The organism is Photobacterium sp. (assembly GCF_057456235.1).
In genome coordinates, this window is sequence record NZ_JBVCPH010000009.1 from 118,681 (window position 1) to 137,656 (window position 18,976).

General features: G+C 46.0%; 15 protein-coding genes. 4 read left to right on the forward strand and 11 right to left on the reverse strand.

Features of this window, described 5'->3' with window-relative positions; all coding sequences use genetic code 11:
• Nucleotides 1-391: 391 nt before the first annotated feature.
• Entirely contained in the window at nucleotides 392-781 is a 390-nt protein-coding gene (locus tag AC2204_RS12265; protein ID WP_318925827.1) for a DUF6627 family protein, read from the forward strand.
• Entirely contained in the window at nucleotides 778-1,797 is a 1,020-nt protein-coding gene (locus tag AC2204_RS12270; RefSeq protein WP_318925829.1) for a PA2778 family cysteine peptidase, read from the forward strand. Before AC2204_RS12265 ends, AC2204_RS12270 begins: the two co-directional genes overlap by 4 nt.
• A 379-nt stretch (nucleotides 1,798-2,176) precedes the next feature.
• Here the strand turns inward: AC2204_RS12270 and AC2204_RS12275 are convergent, their stop codons facing one another.
• The 3 genes from AC2204_RS12275 to AC2204_RS12285 all read right to left on the reverse strand — a co-directional run bounded on the left by AC2204_RS12275 (nucleotide 2,177) and on the right by AC2204_RS12285 (nucleotide 6,191).
• Complete coding sequence (locus AC2204_RS12275) at nucleotides 2,177-2,362, reverse strand: hypothetical protein (RefSeq protein ID WP_318925830.1); 186 nt, start codon at nucleotides 2,360-2,362, stop codon at nucleotides 2,177-2,179.
• Between the two features lie 1,380 nt (nucleotides 2,363-3,742).
• On the reverse strand, nucleotides 3,743-4,936 hold the full coding sequence (locus tag AC2204_RS12280; protein ID WP_318925832.1) for an acetate/propionate family kinase: 1,194 nt from the start codon (nucleotides 4,934-4,936) through the stop codon (nucleotides 3,743-3,745).
• Between the two features lie 352 nt (nucleotides 4,937-5,288).
• On the reverse strand, nucleotides 5,289-6,191 hold the full coding sequence (locus AC2204_RS12285; protein ID WP_318925833.1) for a LysR family transcriptional regulator: 903 nt from the start codon (nucleotides 6,189-6,191) through the stop codon (nucleotides 5,289-5,291).
• A gap of 103 nt (nucleotides 6,192-6,294) precedes the next feature.
• Here AC2204_RS12285 and AC2204_RS12290 point away from each other — a divergent pair, with 103 nt between their 5' ends.
• Complete coding sequence (locus tag AC2204_RS12290; RefSeq protein WP_318925834.1) at nucleotides 6,295-7,218, forward strand: Rossmann-fold NAD(P)-binding domain-containing protein; 924 nt, start codon at nucleotides 6,295-6,297, stop codon at nucleotides 7,216-7,218.
• 185 nt (nucleotides 7,219-7,403) lie between these two features.
• On the opposite strand, the gene AC2204_RS12295 is transcribed toward AC2204_RS12290, so the two are convergent.
• The 3 genes from AC2204_RS12295 to AC2204_RS12305 form a co-directional block, all read right to left on the reverse strand.
• Nucleotides 7,404-8,045, reverse strand: a complete 642-nt coding sequence (locus tag AC2204_RS12295; RefSeq protein ID WP_318925835.1) for a TIGR04219 family outer membrane beta-barrel protein — start codon at nucleotides 8,043-8,045, stop codon at nucleotides 7,404-7,406.
• 331 nt (nucleotides 8,046-8,376) lie between these two features.
• Entirely contained in the window at nucleotides 8,377-8,580 is a 204-nt protein-coding gene (locus AC2204_RS12300) for a hypothetical protein (RefSeq protein WP_318925836.1), read from the reverse strand.
• 158 nt (nucleotides 8,581-8,738) lie between these two features.
• Nucleotides 8,739-9,401, reverse strand: coding sequence for a CatB-related O-acetyltransferase (locus AC2204_RS12305; RefSeq protein WP_318925838.1), 663 nt, complete (start codon nucleotides 9,399-9,401; stop codon nucleotides 8,739-8,741).
• Between the two features lie 362 nt (nucleotides 9,402-9,763).
• Between AC2204_RS12305 and yieH the strand changes: the two genes are divergently transcribed.
• Complete coding sequence (gene yieH / locus AC2204_RS12310) at nucleotides 9,764-10,420, forward strand: 6-phosphogluconate phosphatase (RefSeq protein WP_318925839.1); 657 nt, start codon at nucleotides 9,764-9,766, stop codon at nucleotides 10,418-10,420.
• Nucleotides 10,421-10,443: 23 nt separating this feature from the next.
• On the opposite strand, the gene AC2204_RS12315 is transcribed toward yieH, so the two are convergent.
• From AC2204_RS12315 to AC2204_RS12335, 5 genes are all read right to left on the reverse strand, one after another.
• Nucleotides 10,444-11,718: a tetratricopeptide repeat protein gene (locus tag AC2204_RS12315; RefSeq protein ID WP_318925841.1), complete on the reverse strand. Its 1,275-nt coding sequence runs from the start codon at nucleotides 11,716-11,718 to the stop codon at nucleotides 10,444-10,446.
• 414 nt (nucleotides 11,719-12,132) lie between these two features.
• The gene (putP, locus tag AC2204_RS12320; protein WP_318925843.1) at nucleotides 12,133-13,629 is read right to left on the reverse strand and encodes a sodium/proline symporter PutP; all 1,497 of its coding nucleotides are present in this window, start codon (nucleotides 13,627-13,629) and stop codon (nucleotides 12,133-12,135) included.
• A gap of 165 nt (nucleotides 13,630-13,794) precedes the next feature.
• Complete coding sequence (locus tag AC2204_RS12325; protein ID WP_318925845.1) at nucleotides 13,795-14,490, reverse strand: aldehyde dehydrogenase family protein; 696 nt, start codon at nucleotides 14,488-14,490, stop codon at nucleotides 13,795-13,797.
• 34 nt (nucleotides 14,491-14,524) lie between these two features.
• On the reverse strand, nucleotides 14,525-17,650 hold the full coding sequence (gene putA, locus AC2204_RS12330) for a bifunctional proline dehydrogenase/L-glutamate gamma-semialdehyde dehydrogenase PutA (protein ID WP_318925847.1): 3,126 nt from the start codon (nucleotides 17,648-17,650) through the stop codon (nucleotides 14,525-14,527).
• A gap of 395 nt (nucleotides 17,651-18,045) precedes the next feature.
• Nucleotides 18,046-18,831 (reverse strand): AraC family transcriptional regulator, encoded by a 786-nt coding sequence (locus AC2204_RS12335; protein ID WP_318925849.1) that lies wholly within the window; start codon nucleotides 18,829-18,831, stop codon nucleotides 18,046-18,048.
• Nucleotides 18,832-18,976 lie beyond the last annotated feature (145 nt).

Consider the following 18,976-nt stretch of genomic DNA (forward strand, 5'->3'; position numbering starts at 1 on the left):
TTTAAGGGCAAACTGACTAACTCAATATCTTTCCATTCGTTCAGACACTCACTCAGTACCTTGTGCCTTAACAGAGGTATGCCTGAAGCGTTTACCTAGCTTGTTCTGGGTCATGATGGGGGGACGATTACTTATGGGTTATATGGAGCTGCGGGGGTTAGCATCGATGTACTGCATGATGAGATGGTCAATAAAGTGTTCGCAACCTAATTATCATATGTACTAATGGGCACTAAAGACGCGATGCAATCTGACAGTCAGTTAAGTATAAGTAAGGTGTTTTCAGTGATAACGCTGCGCTTTGCGTCGACAATCTGATTACTCTCCTTTTCTATAATTACTTTCTATACTTAGGAAACTCTAATGGATTTTTGATATAGGGAAATTGGGGATGAAAAAGTCTCAAAAGATACTGGCTTCAATTCTGATTATGCTAATAAGCATGGTACAGATTCCTATGGTGCAGGCGGCAATAATCACCACCGATGAAGCAATTCAGGTTCAGCAGAATGATATAAATCGGGAATATATACTCTCTATGCTACAAAAGGATGAACTGCAACAACATCTGGCTGATTATGGATTGGATGCACAATTAGCCGCAGAAAGAGTCAGCCATATGAGTGATGCAGAGATAGCATTGCTCAATGAAAGATTAAATGAAATGCCTGCCGGAGAGGGGGTTGTAGGTACAATAGTACTGATCTTTATAGTCTTTATCATCACAGATGCTTTAGGTGCTACAGACATTTTTCCTTTTGTTAAGCCAATCAATCGATGAAGTTATCAGTTCTACTGACTTATCGTTATGCCAATGTATGGGTGATTGTCGTAACCTTTTTGCTCTCCGGATGCAGTTACCAAGGATTATCGCGCGAGCAAATCGATAAAGAACCACCACTTCCTATGAGTGTTGATCTGGATGGAACACCTTTCTTCCCACAGGAACGTTATCAGTGTGGACCCGCTGCACTTGCGACAGTATTGAATGAATCGGGTATTGACACAAATCCCGAGGAACTCACACCCTACGTATACCTTCCCGGGCGGAAGGGTAGCTTACGTGTTGATATTGTTGCGACAGCCCGTCGTTTCAAGCGTCTACCCTATGAATTAGAAGGTAGCCTAACTGCGGTCTTTACTGAATTAGCGAGTGGGAGGCCTGTTCTGGTGATGCAGAACCTAGGATTTAGCTGGTTTCCACAGTGGCACTATGCGGTGATTATTGGCTATGACCTGAACCAAAATACAGTCACCCTTCGTTCGGGGAAGGAACGTCGCCATGTTATCCCTATTTATACATTTGATAAAACCTGGGAGCGAGCGGGACGTTGGGCATTAATTACAGCAAAGCCCGATCAGATCCCCATAACGGCAGAAGCCACCAGCTATGCTCGTGTTGTACATGATATTGGAAAACTGTATCCAGACGTGGCTATCTCCGCCTATCAAAAGGCGGTTAATCAGTGGCAACATGAACCGCTTTTATGGCTTGCATTGGGAAATATGTTTTACCAGCAGAAGGAGTTTCAAAAATCGGTAAACATGTTCAGTGAAGGGCTGGCATACCATCCATATAATGTTCAGCTTTGGAATAACTATGCCTATGGACTTAGTGCTCAGGGGTGCCAAGCAGCGTCACTGGCTGCGATTAACTGTGCAGTTCAGATAAAACCGAGGAACCTTGATCTCAAACAAAGCCTCTTGGAATTGCGTGAAACCAAGGTTAGCGCACTTCAACACTGTGAGGTTTTGTCTTGCCCAGAAATAAACACCGCCAATCAGACTGACAGCTAAGACTTAGTTTGAACCTTTACGATCGTCTGACTATGATTTAGCGGATAACAATCAGAGGCCACCTACTAACCGATGTTGTCCATATATGCATCTCTTTTTATTGAGAGGCTTGGAATCAGGTTATGTGAAGAGAAGCGGGGGATTTACGTCTGGGGCAGTTCCCTCCCCTGTTCAACAGCCTATAAAGAATCCATACCCTTTTTGATCGTTCCACTCAACAATTTTACCATTCATACTCAAAATTACCTTTTATGGACTAGCCCTGTTAAGGTGTGAAGCACGCAATACCGAAGTTTCTGCATTGCGCCTTAAACACCGGAAACACCGCATACTAAAAATGCCACGCGTGCTGAATCACTCTTAAACAGTTTGTTAGCTTTTAATACCGCCCCATTCCATGGAACATTCCACCAAACAAGGCCATTAAAAGACCAAAAATAATACTCAGGATTATAAAGGCGGGGATCGAAGCAATTGCCAATTTAACCATAAAAATAACCATCGACATAAAGGGCATTTTTACATCTACAACAGTAACCTCTTGTTTATCATTTTCTACAGGCATAACCATTTCCTTGTAGTTAGTAATACGCAATTAGTTTAGAACAATTGGCAATGTAATTCTTTGAAGTGTCTATTGTTTATCTTGAAAGCTAACATTTCATTCAATGAACTCGGTTCGTAAATCTCCTGTTTATAAGTAAATATACGAATAAAATATGCGATCTGAATCCCTGTAGCTCACCATTTCTTTTTGTAGGGAGCTAGATTGATGATAATGCGAAAACGCCACGCTACCACCCTTAAACAAAAGTCCACCACTGTCTTTTAAAGTAGGCAATTCTATCACTGCATGCATGGTTTTTGGGGGGGCTCAATATTATGTGAACGTAGGTGTAATAAGTAGAATAAATCCAAGTTTACGACTCTGAAGTAAGAGGACGCGTTCTGTCAGAGACACGATCCATGCCTATGAACCCTACAAATTGAAATGACCGATAAGTTTCTAGGGTTTGTAGGGTGTTCAAGTAGGAGGCGAGATTGATGCTCACAAGCAACGCGCGCAACTGAAGTGCCTTCTCGAATCGATCAGCAGCCTTGCTGGCTAAACCATGCTCAAGATACGAAAGGCTTTGCGTGGTGAGTTCGGAGCGATATTCTTCTGGAATTTACAGTAGCGCTATCTGGGTATTCGCCTTCTTCTGATGTGTGCCGATGGCCTTGAAGATACGATCCGTCTGCCATATGCATAACACTACCTGGGATGTTCAGAAAGTTCATCTATACGATAAGCGTTGGCAGAAATGATGAGATTGCGATGTGAAGCGGCGGATCCCGCCGAACTTATATGTAGCATCATAAAAAGTCAGCTCACGGAACAGGGTGCAAACCTGATACATTGACAAAGCCTCTGGCGATAAGACGGTGTCTCGATAGAATGCCGAGCACCCTTAAAATGCTTGTACCACCTCTGAACAGATAGTTTCCACCTTGGTACTTGATGGCTTCAGGTTTTATATTTAATACCATCTCCGCATATTGATATTAGATTGGCGTTGATGAGTTGATTCAGATGATTTTAAAGAGCCACCTCGTTACCCTTTATGTCCATCTTAGATGCAAAGTGATTTCTCAGACTAGTGACTTTTTCGGGACATTTTTCCTTTGACCGAGATTTTAGGCTGTTAATCAGCTTTTTGTTTCATTTGAAACACAAGCTAGCTTGTTTACAGATGCGACCATTGGACGTTATGTGAGCAATAGGTGGAATGAAGCCGTTATCGTTAGATATTATGTCAAAATCGGTCTGCACGCTGTATCAACTCGTGTTCAGTTGTTCACAACAGAGTGAACATTGACTTTAGGTTCGCTGATCAAAAACGGCCCAGAGCTGATGCCCTGGGCCGTTTCTAATGCAATCATAACCCCGCAGGGTAAGAATCGATTAAGCGTGCAGCAGCGCCATAGATTCTTTGGCAATAACCCACTCTTCGTTGGTTGGGATTACCATCGCAACGGGCGTGTTTGGCTTGGTGATGATGCCACGGTTACCAAAACGTGCCGCGGCGTTTGCTTCTTCGTCTTCACGGTAACCGAAAATCTTCAGGTTCTCTAAGATCTTGCTACGGATCGGCTGCGAGTTTTCACCGATACCGGCAGTAAAGATGATGCCGTCCAGCTTATCCAGAGCCACCATGTAAGAACCGATGTATTTAGCAACACGGTAAGTGAAGATATCAAATGCCAGAGTGGCGCCTTCGTGGCCATTTTCCATCGCTTCGATAATGCCGCGGCAATCGCTGGTCAGGCCAGACACTCCCAACAGGCCCGACTTAGAGTTAAGCTCTTTGAAAACGTCTTCCGGAGACCAGCCTTTTTTCAGCATAAACTCGATGATGCTTGGATCAAGATCACCACAACGCGTACCCATCATAAGGCCAGATAACGGCGTAAAGCCCATGCTGGTATCAACACTTTTCCCGTTCTTAATCGCACAAACAGAGGCACCGTTGCCTAGGTGAACAGAGATAAAGCTGCTCTCATCGATAGGCTTATTGATCATCTTGGCAGCTTCACGGCTGACGTAGTAGTGGCTTGTGCCGTGGAAACCATAGCGGCGGATACCGTATTCTTTATAAAGCTTCTGAGATATCGCCCCCATGTAAGCCTTCGCAGGCATCGTCTGGTGGAAAGCAGTATCGAATACCGCGTATTGTGCCAATGTCGGGAACGCCTTCATCGCCACACGCATGCCTATCGCATGGGCAGGGTTATGCAGTGGAGCCAGATCGCTCAGGTTCTCAATTTCCTGCACAACAGATTCGTCAATTTTAACCGTTTTGGTAAACTTCTCACCACCGTGCACAACGCGGTGGCCAACAGCGACAATATCCTGCTTAATGCCTAAATCTTCAAGCAGGCCTACAATACGGTTTATGGCCTGCTGGTGGTGATTACCAGAATCATCAAGTTTGTATTGCTGTTTTTCGCCGTTGATCTTCCAGCTAACGTTAGCTTCAGGTAGGCCAAAGCACTCACCAAGACCACTCAGTGTTGCCTCACCGCTCACAGTATCGATTAGTGCAAATTTAAGTGAAGAACTACCAGAATTGATTACAAGAACTAGAGAATTGCTCATGGTTATCTCATCAGAATATTAAGGGCAAAAGTAAGGACAAAATGTTTGTCCTGTTACACGTCATTTTACATCAGCCGAGGAAAATGTGTGGAGCAGCATTTTCTCAGCATTATTTATCCTGACCATACTACTCAATTTTTTTTGAAAGTCTCAACTTTTGTTTCCAAAAAGCATGCTTTTCTAAAAAATTACTACTTCAGATCAACTTTCAGGTATAGATAACGATTACATACGTACAAAATCCAACCATAAACTTAAAATTAGTTTGGCTTTTTTCTTATTCGCAGTCTGTCACCCAACATGGGGATAACGGACGATGCCATAAACAACAAATAAATGTCTGGCATTGCGCCTAATAGGGGACGGCTTGCCCTTCTGACTGAAACCACTGCCGCAGAAAAGTCATCAAACACCGAATTCTTGGATTGACATGCACATCGCGGTGACAAACCAGCCACCATTCAACTGGTTCGATATTCGTCTTAAAAAATAGCTGTACCAGTTCAGGGTACTGCTTAGCAATATCGACAAATGTAACAGTGACGCCGGCTTTAGCCCGCACTAAGCTAAGCTGCATCTGATAACTGTCGGTACGCAAAATAAAATTCATTTTATCCAGGGTTACTCCCGTATTTTCAGCACCGTTGATATACCGCTTATTATTATCAAATCCGATGATACGGTGAGGTTGACTATGTAACACCTTCAGCGACTCTGGCGTACCAAACTCAGTCAGGTAGTCTTGGTGCGCGAAAAAACCTAGTGCTTTATCCGCTAGATGGGTGACAACCAGATCCGGCTGTTCGGGTTTATTCTGGCAAATTGAAATGTCCGCATCGCGCTTATTCAGGTTCACCTTGTCGTTCGAGACTAAAATTTCGACTTCTATGGATGGATATTCCCGTTGGAACGCTGAAATCGCTTCGGGTAGAAAGTAATAGCCCATCAATTCACTCACCGCGAGCCGGACATGTCCACCAAGATCCGCAGCGTTCGCATTCACCTGACGCGCAAATCGCTCAGCACCAGAGGCCGTATCCCTCGCCGATTCCAATAGCCGGATCCCCACCTCTGTAACTTTCAAGCCACTGGTAGAACGCTCAAAAAGATTGAGCCCGGTTTTCTCTTCCAGTGCCTGAATATGTCGACTAACCGTCGGTTGGGACATCCCCAATATTTGTGCCGCTGCTGACATACTGCCTTGTTCAGCAACAGCAAGAAATATCCGAATACTATCCCATTCCATACTATTCATATCCGTATACCTGCCATACCTCCGTGTCTCTTTACTATATCGTTAATACGGGACATTCTGATAAAAGAAACAATGATATAAGTCGCATGAATGGATTAGACGAATGAGAAAAGCCTTGGTGTTCGGAGTCTGTCAGGAAATGGGTTCTAACCTTTGCCACGCTTTGGTACAACATGGCTGGGAAGTGGTTGGCATAGTAAAAAATAGTGACGATAATGCCCCCATTATCGGTAATCTCACATTAGTTGAGTTAGAAGCTAACGATCTCGATTTTCTTTATCAGCTTGCTCCGGACGTTGATACGATTTTTTTTCACCAAGAAGAAACTAATAGTAACAATCGCGACCTCACCTTTAAGTTAGAACAGATCATAACGTTAGCCGAGCTATTTCATTTGCAGCTAATCATTACGACCAATAAATATCACATTAAACAAAAATCATCACCTGCTCTTACTTTTTGCGATAACAAACACCCGGTCAGGGTGGGTTTATCACCCAGGTTCACCAACCGGTTGCGCCAGGCCGAAAAAGCTGGGGCAAAGATTTTAGTATTATGTTTCGGTCACACTTTAAGTTTCAGCCATAACACCTGTTATCTAGGGATGTTAATCAAAGAAACCGAACACAAGCTTATAATTCAATCACCTAGTTCGGAAATGTTGGCACACTACTGGACCTACCTGCCAGATCTGGCCGCAAACCTGGTGCAGTTGGTTACCCTCCGGCAGCTAGATTTTTCCGCTTTTAATGTCATCTACTACCCAGGCCATAAAGCGAGTATGAATGATATTGCCCGCTGTCTGGCATTGAGCACGGGAAAAACCGTCGCCATAACCCCTTTATATTGGTCTGTGATGAAACTGATTGCGCTATTTTCTCCACTGTTCCGGGGCTTTTTAAGAATTCGAAGTCTTTGGCAGCAAGGCGTGAATCTTCCGATCAATGCAATTGGAGGGATATCAACCAGCAAGTTCATTCACACCCCACTGGAACTGGCGCTCCAGCGTTGCTGGAACAATAAATAAATTATCGTTATAACGGCCTGGCGATAGTTAGGAAGGGCCTCGTAAATCGACGGAATAATAGAGCGGTGTCGGTCTGGGTCTTATCTGATGGTCAAGCCGTCGCCCCTTTTCCAATGATAACGCAGATACAAGCAAGGCCGCCATCGGCGACCTCTTTCCGTGTCAGTGACGTAAGCCGCTAGTCTTTAAAAATCGAAATTTACGCCTGCAAACAGACCATCCGTCTTAGCATCTAAATCAGTGCTCAAGTCATCAAATCCGACTAAATCAAGTTGATGAACTCGGTATCCCGCTTGCAGTTCAAGATCAAAAGCATAAAGGCCAATCTCATACTGAATACCGACTGACGCATCAATCATATGGTTGTCGCTATAAGCGATACCATTACCTTTTGCAAACACAAACAACGGCGTTCCAGGAATACCGACTTCAGCCCCTGCGTATAAATGCGGAACAAATCCACTGAATTTCTCAAGTGAAATGCCAATGATTTTACCATCAGAAAATTCAGAGATGCCAACACCTGCATCCAGTGATACTAAATCATTGTCCAAAAACTCATAATACAGCGTGTAATCACGCTTAGTGTAGGCATAGTCATCGTTATCAACTTCAGACTGACCTATTTTAAAATTTGGAATAAGCGGTATAAAATGCTCTAGAGAAGCTTCAAAAGTGTAACTATAGTCATCCCCATCAACTTCCGAACCTGCAAAATTATGTGTTTGTTGCCACATATTTACTTCAACATCCGCACCCAGCATCACGTCAGCAGAAGCCATAAACGGAGCGGCTGATAACATCGCGGCTAACATTGTTTTTTTCACTTTTATTGTCCTTGATAATGTCTAAATGTAATTTGCAGTCACGCCAGATAATAGTGACAAATTCACATTGTCACTATCATGCTCTCGCGGTCGCCATATTATCATCATTATCAATAGTAATACTGGTCTTATCTCTAGAATGAATGGCTGCTCAAATTCCCATTGCCGCCATTTATCTTCCCAGCCGCTTGATCAACGTTGCCTAACTGGATCCGAGTCATATTTTGAACAAAATTCTTTTTCCGGAGGCTGGGAAAGCATCGACATGGCCACCAAGGCAGCCATGTTGATGCTTTATCGTGAGAGATTACGAACGTCGGTTCTGACACCGTTATAAATTCATCAGACTTTCCAACATTTCTTCTTGACTAGTAAACTTGAACTCCGCCTCCTGAGATTGAGTTCGTACTACAATTTCGCCCCTAAAGAAAATCTCCTCCTCGAGAATTTTCTCAACAAACCCAATAGCATTATCCGCAGAGTGAAAATGCGTCGAAATATTATCAGACAAAATAGTACAACGTAAAAGATCCATCTTTTCTCTCCATAAAGTTTGATAATCAAGGCTAAAATACCCCTCAATGAAATCGATTACACTGATCTGAGTCAATATTCCCCATCCGCATAGAACGCTGCCAGATAATTCAGAGTATGCTCCTTGGGCTAATTTCGGTATCTACCGATAGGTCTTTTTTATTGTGCAAAGTGCCGGTAACGTTCAAACAATCCTTCAATATCAGAACTGCAGATTAAATCCATATTCTCTTGCAACGTCTCCAGCGGCCAAGACCACCATTTCATATCAAGCAACATCGCGATTTGCTGCTCAGTAAAACGCTTCTTAACTGCCATTCCCGGATTTCCGACAACAACGGTATAAGGCTCGACGTCTTTGGTGACGACCGCACGGGCACCAATGACGGCACCATCGCCAATGGTGACACCGGGCATAACGACGCATTCACTGCCAATCCAGACATCGTTACCGATAATAGTGTCACCTGTGCGTTCAAAACCGGATTTTACCTTTTCACCAAACACTTCATAGTCAAAAGGAAAGGAGGATATCCAATCGTGCCGGTGACCCTGGTTGCCAGCCAGCATAAAGACAGCGCCCGAAGCGATGGAGCAATACTTGCCTATGATCAATTTATCAACTTCGCCGAAGACCCCTGATTCCCACACCTTCTGGCTTGAAGCATCACCCAGCAGATAATGAACACACTGATCTTCAAAATGTTTCTCGTGGTAATAGCCTGAATAGTAAGTGTAATCACCCACCTGGATATTCGGGTTGGTAATGTGTTTTTTCACTTCATATCCGCCAAGCCAGCTCGGAAAAATTGATGATGACATAATTATCCCTTTTCAATTATCGTAATGCTTTCCAATCAGATCTGATCGGCAATGATCTACAGCGCGAGCCTTATAGTACTGCGTGTTGATTCTACTTTTTCCCAAAAGTATATACCCAACCCCGTTCAAGGTGCGGAATAAGCACTTATTCTGCGAATTCAATTCAAGCACATTTTACGAAGACGTCGTTTGGGTATCGCGCTGTTAGCCCTATCGACAAGTGACAGGCTCTGGCTCTCACTTTTCCACACAGTCTCAGCCGTTAAGCCGATTAAGCTAACAAATACATAATACGCATATTGTAGAAACACTCGCGCTGTATTAACCGTATAAGAATGTAATAGAACTTGGGATCGTCCGCGATGAACAGAGAGTGTAATATCCGGTGTGTCATCTTTGATTGCGATGGCACTTTGGTTGACAGTGAAAAGCTGTGTAATCAGGCATTAGTCACTATTTTTGCCCAATTTGGTGTGACTCTCAGTCTTGATGACTGCTTACGGCATTTTCAGGGCGGAAAAATGGCTGATATTCTCGCTGATACCTGCAAAAGAGTCGGCTTATTGATTTCTATTGATATTCTCGAGCCCCTTTATCGCCAGGAGTGCGAACGGTTATTTGAGCAAGGTTTGAATCCGGTTCAGGGAGTACCAGAACTGCTCAAAACACTTGTCGCTAATGATTATGAAATGTGCATCGCTTCTAATGCCCCGGTCAGCAAAATTGAGCATACTTTGCGCCTGACCGGACTGCTACCCTATTTTGAAGGCAAGCTATTTAGTGCATTCGAAGCCAACAGCTGGAAACCGGAACCGGATATATTGCACTTTGCCGCCATGAATATGGGAGTATCGCTCAAACAATGTGCTTATGTTGATGACACGGTGAAAGGCGTTCAGGCTGGTATCAACGCCGAGATCCGAACATTTCATTTTCTGACCACTCCGGAGTCAGTACGGATTGATCATCCTAATGTCACAACACTTACCGCGATGCCTCAACTGCTTGAGTATGTTTAGTGGCGGTTATGCAACCATATTAGTCAAGACTTATCTGACTGAGCCTGAGTCTCCGTATCAGCAATCAATGTATCCCAAGATGTTACCCAATTCTGCTGCTGGTATTGCTGCGTTGCTGTTGTCTTGTTCTCAACCGCACGGCTTAATCCACCCTCTGACTGACAACCGTTAGCATCCCGCTCTGGGTGCTCAGCTAACGAGAGTTCTGCAGAATAACGATCCGTCAGTGCGGTACTATCTGGCTCAGCATCAATGTCATTCTTTCCGTCAATCAGCGCATCCAATTGTTCATCGGTGGGGTAGTAACCACCGCGGCCATACCTTTTATCCAACAAGTGGATAACCAAATGCGCCGCAACCGGTTTTTCCTGCAATATTTTATAGACCGACTTTGCCACGCTCTGGACACTAAGAATTGATTCAATACCAATAATTTGCGCCACACGGTCACGATCCTTTTTGGCTTCTTTATTACCGGAAGCATACGCGATAGAAAACCAGATATAAGCAACCGCAGCATCATTAACATCGGAGCCAAGATGCATTTTAGCCACTACATATTGCGCTTCGGTCTTACCTTGCTCGGCAGCGCGCTCTAACCAATAGGTGGCACACTGCTTATCTTTATTAACGCCCATCCCTGTCTGATAGCAATAAGCAGTTTTCATAAAACCTGTGACATCATTATTTCTTGCCGCCCTTAAACGCCAGCAAAATGCGAGATGCGGATTTTTTTCAGGGTTGGGATCTGCAACAAACCAATCACCCAAGAAAAGCTGTGCCGGGATATACTCCATTTCCGCTGCTGCAGTCATATTTTCGAGTCCGGCATCAAAGTCAGCATCAACACCGTGGCCTTGAAGTAAACAGTGGCCAAGGTTAAACAGCGCTTCTGGCTCTTTTTGTTTAGATCTAACCACCGCATCCCAATATTGAGATTTCGCTTCACCCTGCGGGTCATCAATATCCTCACGACACAGGCGGGCTAACGCATGCTGGCCGATTTCATTGCCTAAATCTGCAGCTTTCTGATACCAGTTAATTGCCTCGCGTATGTTCGTCAGCTCATACTCCTTCGCGATAGAAAGTTGGCTTGGAATATGGCCGGTTTGTCCTTTAAAAACCTTTTCTTCGCGCTCGGATATTCTTGCTTTTTCCAACACGAGTCTATATTTTTTATCTTGCAAAGCCTGCAGTCTTTCGGCTTCCTGCTGTTTTTGGGACACCATAGAATATCGTATCACTAACCAAATCAGTGGGATCCCAAGCAGGCCTAACCCCATCATAATGTCTGACATAACGCTCCAGGCAAACAGAATTACTCCCTCTTTATAACGGCCGATCACGGTACTTCTATAGCCATTAAATCTCAAAGAAGGCACTTTTAATAAAATACCCTGTAAATATTTATAAGCAATGGATGAAAAGAGATGTATCAATACTATTTAATACCAAGCGAGATAAGTACAGCGGCCTCTTTCACTATTGCAGACCTGGCAAATATCGCACTCGAATTGCCTCTCCTTGATCATTGCTCCTGAGCGCGCCTTAGCCCTGCTATGTATTCAGGATACAGCGAAATATCATTATGACCAGCTCTGACGATAACGATAGTATTGGTATTAAATCGCGGGTAAAAAAATGCCGGCCCCTGTGGGCCGGCATTGTTATAACAAAAACCTTTTAACTCAAACCGCCTGCTTTAAGTAAGCTTAATCCAGCTCAACAAGGTTCTTTTCAAATTCATCGAATTGCTTTTGTACCTTGATAGAAGGCTCTCCGCTCATCAGGCTAACTACCACGACTGACAGTGTCGCAAAAATGAATCCCGGTACAATTTCATACAGGTCGAAAATACCGCCGGTGATCTGTTTCCAGATAACCACCGTCAGCGCGCCCACAACAATACCGGTCAACGCGCCATTACGGTTCATACGCTTCCAGAACAGGCTTAGCAATAATACCGGACCAAATGCTGCACCAAAGCCCGCCCAGGCATAAGAAACCAAACCCAGCACCGTGCTGTCAGGGTTCATTGCAAGCATCAGAGCCACAATCGACAGAATAATCACCGCTACACGGCCCACCATCACGATCTCTTCAGTAGAAGCCTGAGGGCGGAAGACTTGCTTATAGAAGTCCTCTGCGAGGGCAGACGATGATACCAGCAGCTGTGAGTCAGCCGTACTCATGATGGCCGCCAAAATTGCCGCCAGTAGAATACCTGCGACAACAGGATGGAAAATTGAGTTGACCAGCAGCATGAATATTTTCTCGCCATCAGCCAGCTCGCCGGCTAATTGGTTATCGACATACAAAATACCAACTAAGCCAACCAAAATTGCACCCGCCATTGAAATGGCAGTCCATGCGACGGCAATGCGACGTGCTGTCGTAATATCACGATTAGAACGTGTTGCTTTAAAACGCGCCAGAATGTGCGGCTGACCAAAGTAACCAAGGCCCCATGCTGCCAGAGAGATGATCGCAATCGCAGACAACGGCTGACCTTTGGCATCATTAAACAGCGTCATCAGTTCTGGGTTTTTCATTTCAAGCGCAGCAGTCAGATCGCCAACACCGCCTTGCATTGCGGCGATGGGAACGATAACCAGTGCCGCAGACATCAGCAAGCCCTGAACCAGGTCCGTCCAGGATACTGCCAAGAATCCACCAAATAAGGTATATGAGACAACACAAACAGTACCGACAATCACCGCAATGCTGTAATCAAGGCCGAATACCGTTTCAAATAATTTACCGCCGGCAACTAAACCTGAACTGGTGTAGAAAAGGAAAAACAGCAAAATAAAGAATGCTGAAATGGTTTGGATCAGTTTAGATTTATCGTCAAAGCGGCGTGATAAAAACTCTGGCAGCGTCAGCGAGTTATCAGCTGTAATACTATAAGTACGCAGGCGCTTGGCACAAATCAACCAGTTCAGCCAAGTTCCCAATAGCAGGCCCCCTGCCAGCCAGAGCGATTCAATACCCGCCGCATAGGCATAACCCGGCAGACCAAGCAGCAACCACCCACTCATATCAGATGCGCCCGCAGAAAGCGCAGCAGGCCATGGCCCCAGCGAGCGGCCACCCAAGAAATAATCTGACGAGTTTGACGTACGCTTATACGCTACATATCCAATCACCATCATGGCAATCAAATAGACAATAAACGTTCCTGTAATAGCAAAGCTATTTTCTATCATTGTTGAGTTCCCTCAGTTTTTAGAGCCCCTGTTCATTGCAAGGGCTCAGTTTATCTACTGAACGTACAGTCCAGCATATTTACGTCGCAGCTCGGCTCACTGCACGTTCATTCCATCGCGAATCGGACGAGTGAAATAACAATGAGCCAGACAGTGACTTAGAAATTAGTGTTCGCCACTCCCCAGCTCCAGCAGAGTGGCATTACCGCCAACGGCAGTAATATTGATCGTTCGCGTCCTTTCGGTCACAAACCTCAATGTGTAGGTCGGGCTGCCAATTACGGGTAACGACTCACAATCGGTTTCACAGATCAATTGGGCCAGTAATCCGTCACGCGCAGCCAATTGACGCGCCAGCGCCTGTGATGTCGATAACTGGCCAGCATAAGCCACACCCGCAACCGCGGTATGGCTGACACAATCAGTAAGCTGAATATCACCAATGGCCGTGATCACCCCGCGAGCACAACCCGCTTTCTCCAGTTGTGCGACTAATTCGCCGGCCGACAGCGCAAACGCTGACGGCAAGCTCACTAACACGGTGTTACCGGTCACTAATGCAGCGGTGATCTGGCCTATAACGGCGGTAATCGATACCTCAGCATCTGCTGTAACAATAAAGACACCGCGACCAGCACTGTAAAGCTCATTGGTCTCACCCGTCGGGCCCGGCATCAGCAAGGTTTCACCAACATGTTCTAATGCATTACGGCACTGGAAAGACACCATCGCCTGAGCAGATTGATCCAGTTGCTCTGTCCACCGGTTTAGGATCTGAATGCGTTTTTCATAACCAAGCCCGTTCCAGCCTTCCCATGCGGCTAGACTGTTACCCACGATCGCTTGAATACCTATTGTCATGACTGATTCCTTTTTCAACTTAGATTAACTGCCATTACACATTGAACATGTCTTGGGTAAATCGGTACAAATAATGCGGACCACCCGCTTTCGGTCCGGTACCAGACAGCCCCTGGCCGCCAAACGGCTGAACCCCGACGACGGCACCAACCTGATCACGGTTGATATAACAGTTCCCCACACGTGCACGTTGCTCAATGTGACAATAGGTACGTTCGTTACGGCTATGCACGCCTAACGTCAGGCCAAAGCCGGTGTTATTGATTTGGTCAATCACCTGATCAATTTCATTCGCTTTAAAACGCACAATGTGAAGGATCGGGCCAAAGTTTTCATTTTTCAGCATATCAATACTGCTGATCTCAAATGCAGTCGGCGCAACAAAATCACCCGCCTTGCACTCATCGCCAAGCGCTGCTTGTGCGACTAGCGTGGCCGTATTTTTCAATGCCTCTATATGCGTCAGCAGCTTTCTTTTCGCATCAAGATCAATCACCGGACCGACATCGGTACTGTGCAGTTCAGGACGGCCAACCGACAATTCGGCCATCGCCCCTTTGATCAGTGCAACAATACGATCGGCAATGTCAGCCTGCACAAACAATACCCGTAATGCAGAACAACGCTGGCCCGCCGAGGCAAATGCCGACCGGACAACATCACGCACCACCTGCTCAGGTAGCGCTGTACTGTCAACGATCATTGCATTCTGCCCACCGGTTTCCGCGATAAACGGCACCGGTTCACAATCACGTGCAGCCAACGCGCGGTTGATCCGTTGCGCGGTTTCGGTCGAACCGGTAAACACAACCCCGGAAATACGCGTGTCAGACGTCAGCGGCGTACCCACTTCGGCACCACGACCCGGCAGAAATTGGATCGCGCCGGCAGGTACACCGGCCTCCAGCATCAGTTCAATGGCACGGAAGGCAATCAAGGATGTTTGTTCTGCCGGTTTCGCCACCACGGTATTACCCGCAGCAAGCGCGGCAGAAACCTGACCCAAGAAAATCGCTAACGGGAAGTTCCACGGGCTGATACAGGCAAAGACACCGCGCCCCTGATAGCTGAGCTGTCTGGTTGACCCATCAAAACAAGACACCGTTTGTGGCGCAGCAAACTCTGTTGCCGCCTGAACCGCGTAGAAACGACAGAAATCGACCGCTTCACGAATTTCATCAATACTGTCTTGGATGGTTTTACCTGCCTCGCGGTGACAGAGCGCAACGAGCTCGCCGGTGTGTTGTTCAAGCAGATCGGCCAGACGCTGCAAGCACTGCGCACGCTCTGCCGGCGGCGTTTGCGACCAGCTGGGATAACAGGCTGCCGCCACTTCTACCGCCTGCGCCACCTGGTTCTGGCTGGCAAACGCAACCTGACCGACGGTTTCACTGCGGTCGTACGGGGCCGTTACCGCCTTTAGCTCGCCCGTCAGGGTTACGCCGTTGACAATTGGACCCGCTTGCCATTGATGCTCGCTAAAAGCCTGGATGGCTTCATTTAACGGACGCCACTGTGATTCAATATCAATGTTGATGCCCGCCGAGTTCTTACGCTCGTCAGCAAAAATTTGCGGGGGCAGCGGAATTAAACCGTTATGCAATGTGGGGCGTGAACGTAACATATCGACCGGGTGCTCGGTCAGCGTCTCAATCGGGCAGTTGGCATCGACCAGACGGTGAACAAACGAGCTGTTGGCACCATTTTCCAGCAGCCGGCGTACCAGATAAGGTAATAAATCTTTATGACTGCCCACAGGTGCGTATATACGAACGTTAGTCTGATACATTTCCATCGCATGGTTATACAGTGCATCACCCATGCCATGCAGACGCTGGAATTCAAAGTCACGATGACTCGTCATCGCCACAATCGCCGATACGGTATGCGCGTTATGGCTGGCAAACTGAGGGTAGATAACCCCGCGCAGGTGTTCAGATAACAGGAAGCGGGAGCAGGCCAGATAAGAGCAGTCAGTTGCCTCTTTGCGGGTAAAGACCGGATAAGCGGCATAACCGCCTTGCTGTGCTAATTTCAGCTCGCTATCCCAGTAAGCCCCTTTGACCAGACGCACAGGGATCACATCACCCTGATCTTTGCTAAGCGCCGCTAGCCAGGCCAATACCGGCAGTGCGCACTTAGAATAAGACTGAACCACCAGACCAAACCGTCCCCAGCCTCGTACCACGGTCGATCGATACAATTTTTCAAACAGTTTCAGCGACAGCTCGAGCCGGTCTGCTTCTTCGGCATCAATGGTAATGCCGATATTCAGTTCACGGGCGCGTTCTAGCAATGCCAGTACCGAGTGATACATTTCATCCAGGACACGCGCCTCATTGGCCACGTCATAACGCGGGTGCAACGCAGATAGCTTGATCGATACCGTCGGATCCGGTGATTTCCGATTGCTCTGCTTTTGACTATGATAAGTATCACGACCAACCGCTTCGATCGCCATAATGTAGTCTTTAAAATACTTCTGAGCGTCATGGGCAGTCAGCGCCGATTCACCCAACATATCAAAAGTGTATGTAAAACCTTGATCTCGTTTGTCCTTTGCATTTTTCATCGCTTCCACAATGGTCCTGCCTAACACAAACTGATGGCCCATGATCTTCATGGCCTGATGCATCGCCTGACGGATCACCGGCTCAGACATTTTATTGACCAGGCGATTGATCACATGCGAAGGGGTACCATCGGCTTTGGCGTCCATACTGACCACTTTTCCGGTCAGCATCAGCCCCCAGGTTGAGGCATTGACAAACAGGGAGTCAGAATTTTTGAGGTGAGATTTCCAATCGGCAACACTGAGTTTATCGCGGATCAGTGCATCTGCGGTTGCGGCATCAGGAATACGCATTAAGGCTTCAGCCAGACACATCAGTAAAATACCTTCTCTGGTATCTAGGCTGTACTCCAGCAGCAGTGCATCAATCATTTGGATTGCATCTTGATCTGCGCGCACGCGCTTGATCAGCTCGGTCGCTTTTTCTGTCGCCTGTTTACGTTCGAGCTCCGAAGGCTCTGCAAGAGGAAGCAGTTGTTCGAGCCACTGTGACTCATCTGCAGAATAAAGCGGTGAAATCAGTTGCCAGATTTCATCCAATGGCCGCTCAATAAACGATGGCTGAAGTACATCTGCCGCATTGAACATAATCGTGTCCTCAATAATATATTCTGAATTTCCATCCAGTCTAAATGTTACATTAGTGTTGCTATTGAGGGGGATTCTATTTTCCACAGCTCTGATAGTCTTGCCATATTCTCCGATAATTTTTAGAAAAAGTCCGTTTTTTAACAAAATAAGACACAACCCCTCAGCAAAATATCTGCCACGAGGTTTAATTCGGCCATAATTCCGTCAACAACAAATTAATTGGGTAAAAAAGATCGCTGGGATATTTATGCGCGAAAGCAATAAAGTAAGCGAGTTTTCAACGACGCTGTAAGAAAATCAATCAAGCGCGGCCTAAACCGCTTCCAGCGATTACAAAAGCCGTCAAACCTTCATAAAACTATGAATTAAAAACAAAAATATGGGGAGAGGGATTATAAATTATCTTTTTTGAAACGCGCCGGCGGCATACCGTACAGACGGGAGAACGATTGAGTAAAGCTGCTCTGGCTGGCAAATCCGCAGCTTTGTGCCACCTGTGCCAGACTCAGTTGAGACTCGTCCATAAGCTGCTTCGCCATTTCCAATCGTTTTTTCAAAACATACTGATACGGGGTGACCCCTGTCTGTTCTTTAAACAATAAATGAAACTGGCTTTCGCCGAGAAACACCAGGCCAGCTAATTGTGTTACTGATATTTTACGAATTAGATGCTGAATTATGTACTGATCGATAACATCCATATTAAGCCGAGAGACATGGCGATCTGATCCCAGTGGCTTAAAATGACGCTGTAAGATACACATCAAAGTATCGGTACAGGCTTTGCTCAGCAGCAAATCATCCGGGTGGGCCATCATTTCAGCGGTCAGTGCCTTGATCAAGTTTTGCGCCTGAATATCAAGGTGAAAATAGCCTGACTGCTCAAACAGGCGTTCCATCCGTTCATTCGCATAAGAGGGCAATATTTGATCAAGAGAGACGCTCTCCACTGGCAAATTCATTACCAGGATCTCATTTTTCCCTATGCCGGAAAACGCGTGCTCAGAGTCCGCTGTCACCAGACAGCCATGACCCGGATACACTAAATTACCATAGCCTTCAATATCAAATTCGGTCTGTCCCGACAGACCAATTACGACCTGATTGTAACCGTGGTTATGATGTTCCATTAGTTCAGGTAACACGACAATCTCTGAGGGTTTAAACTTATCGTTCATGTAAGGTAATACAATCCAAATGGAGACAGCTTATTGTCTCAATAACAGCAGCAAGACACCAGTGCGGGCTTACTCTAAACATAGTAGATAGATAAACAGAAAGTCCCGGAAAAGTGATCAAGCCATCATTTTTTACGGAATCTGT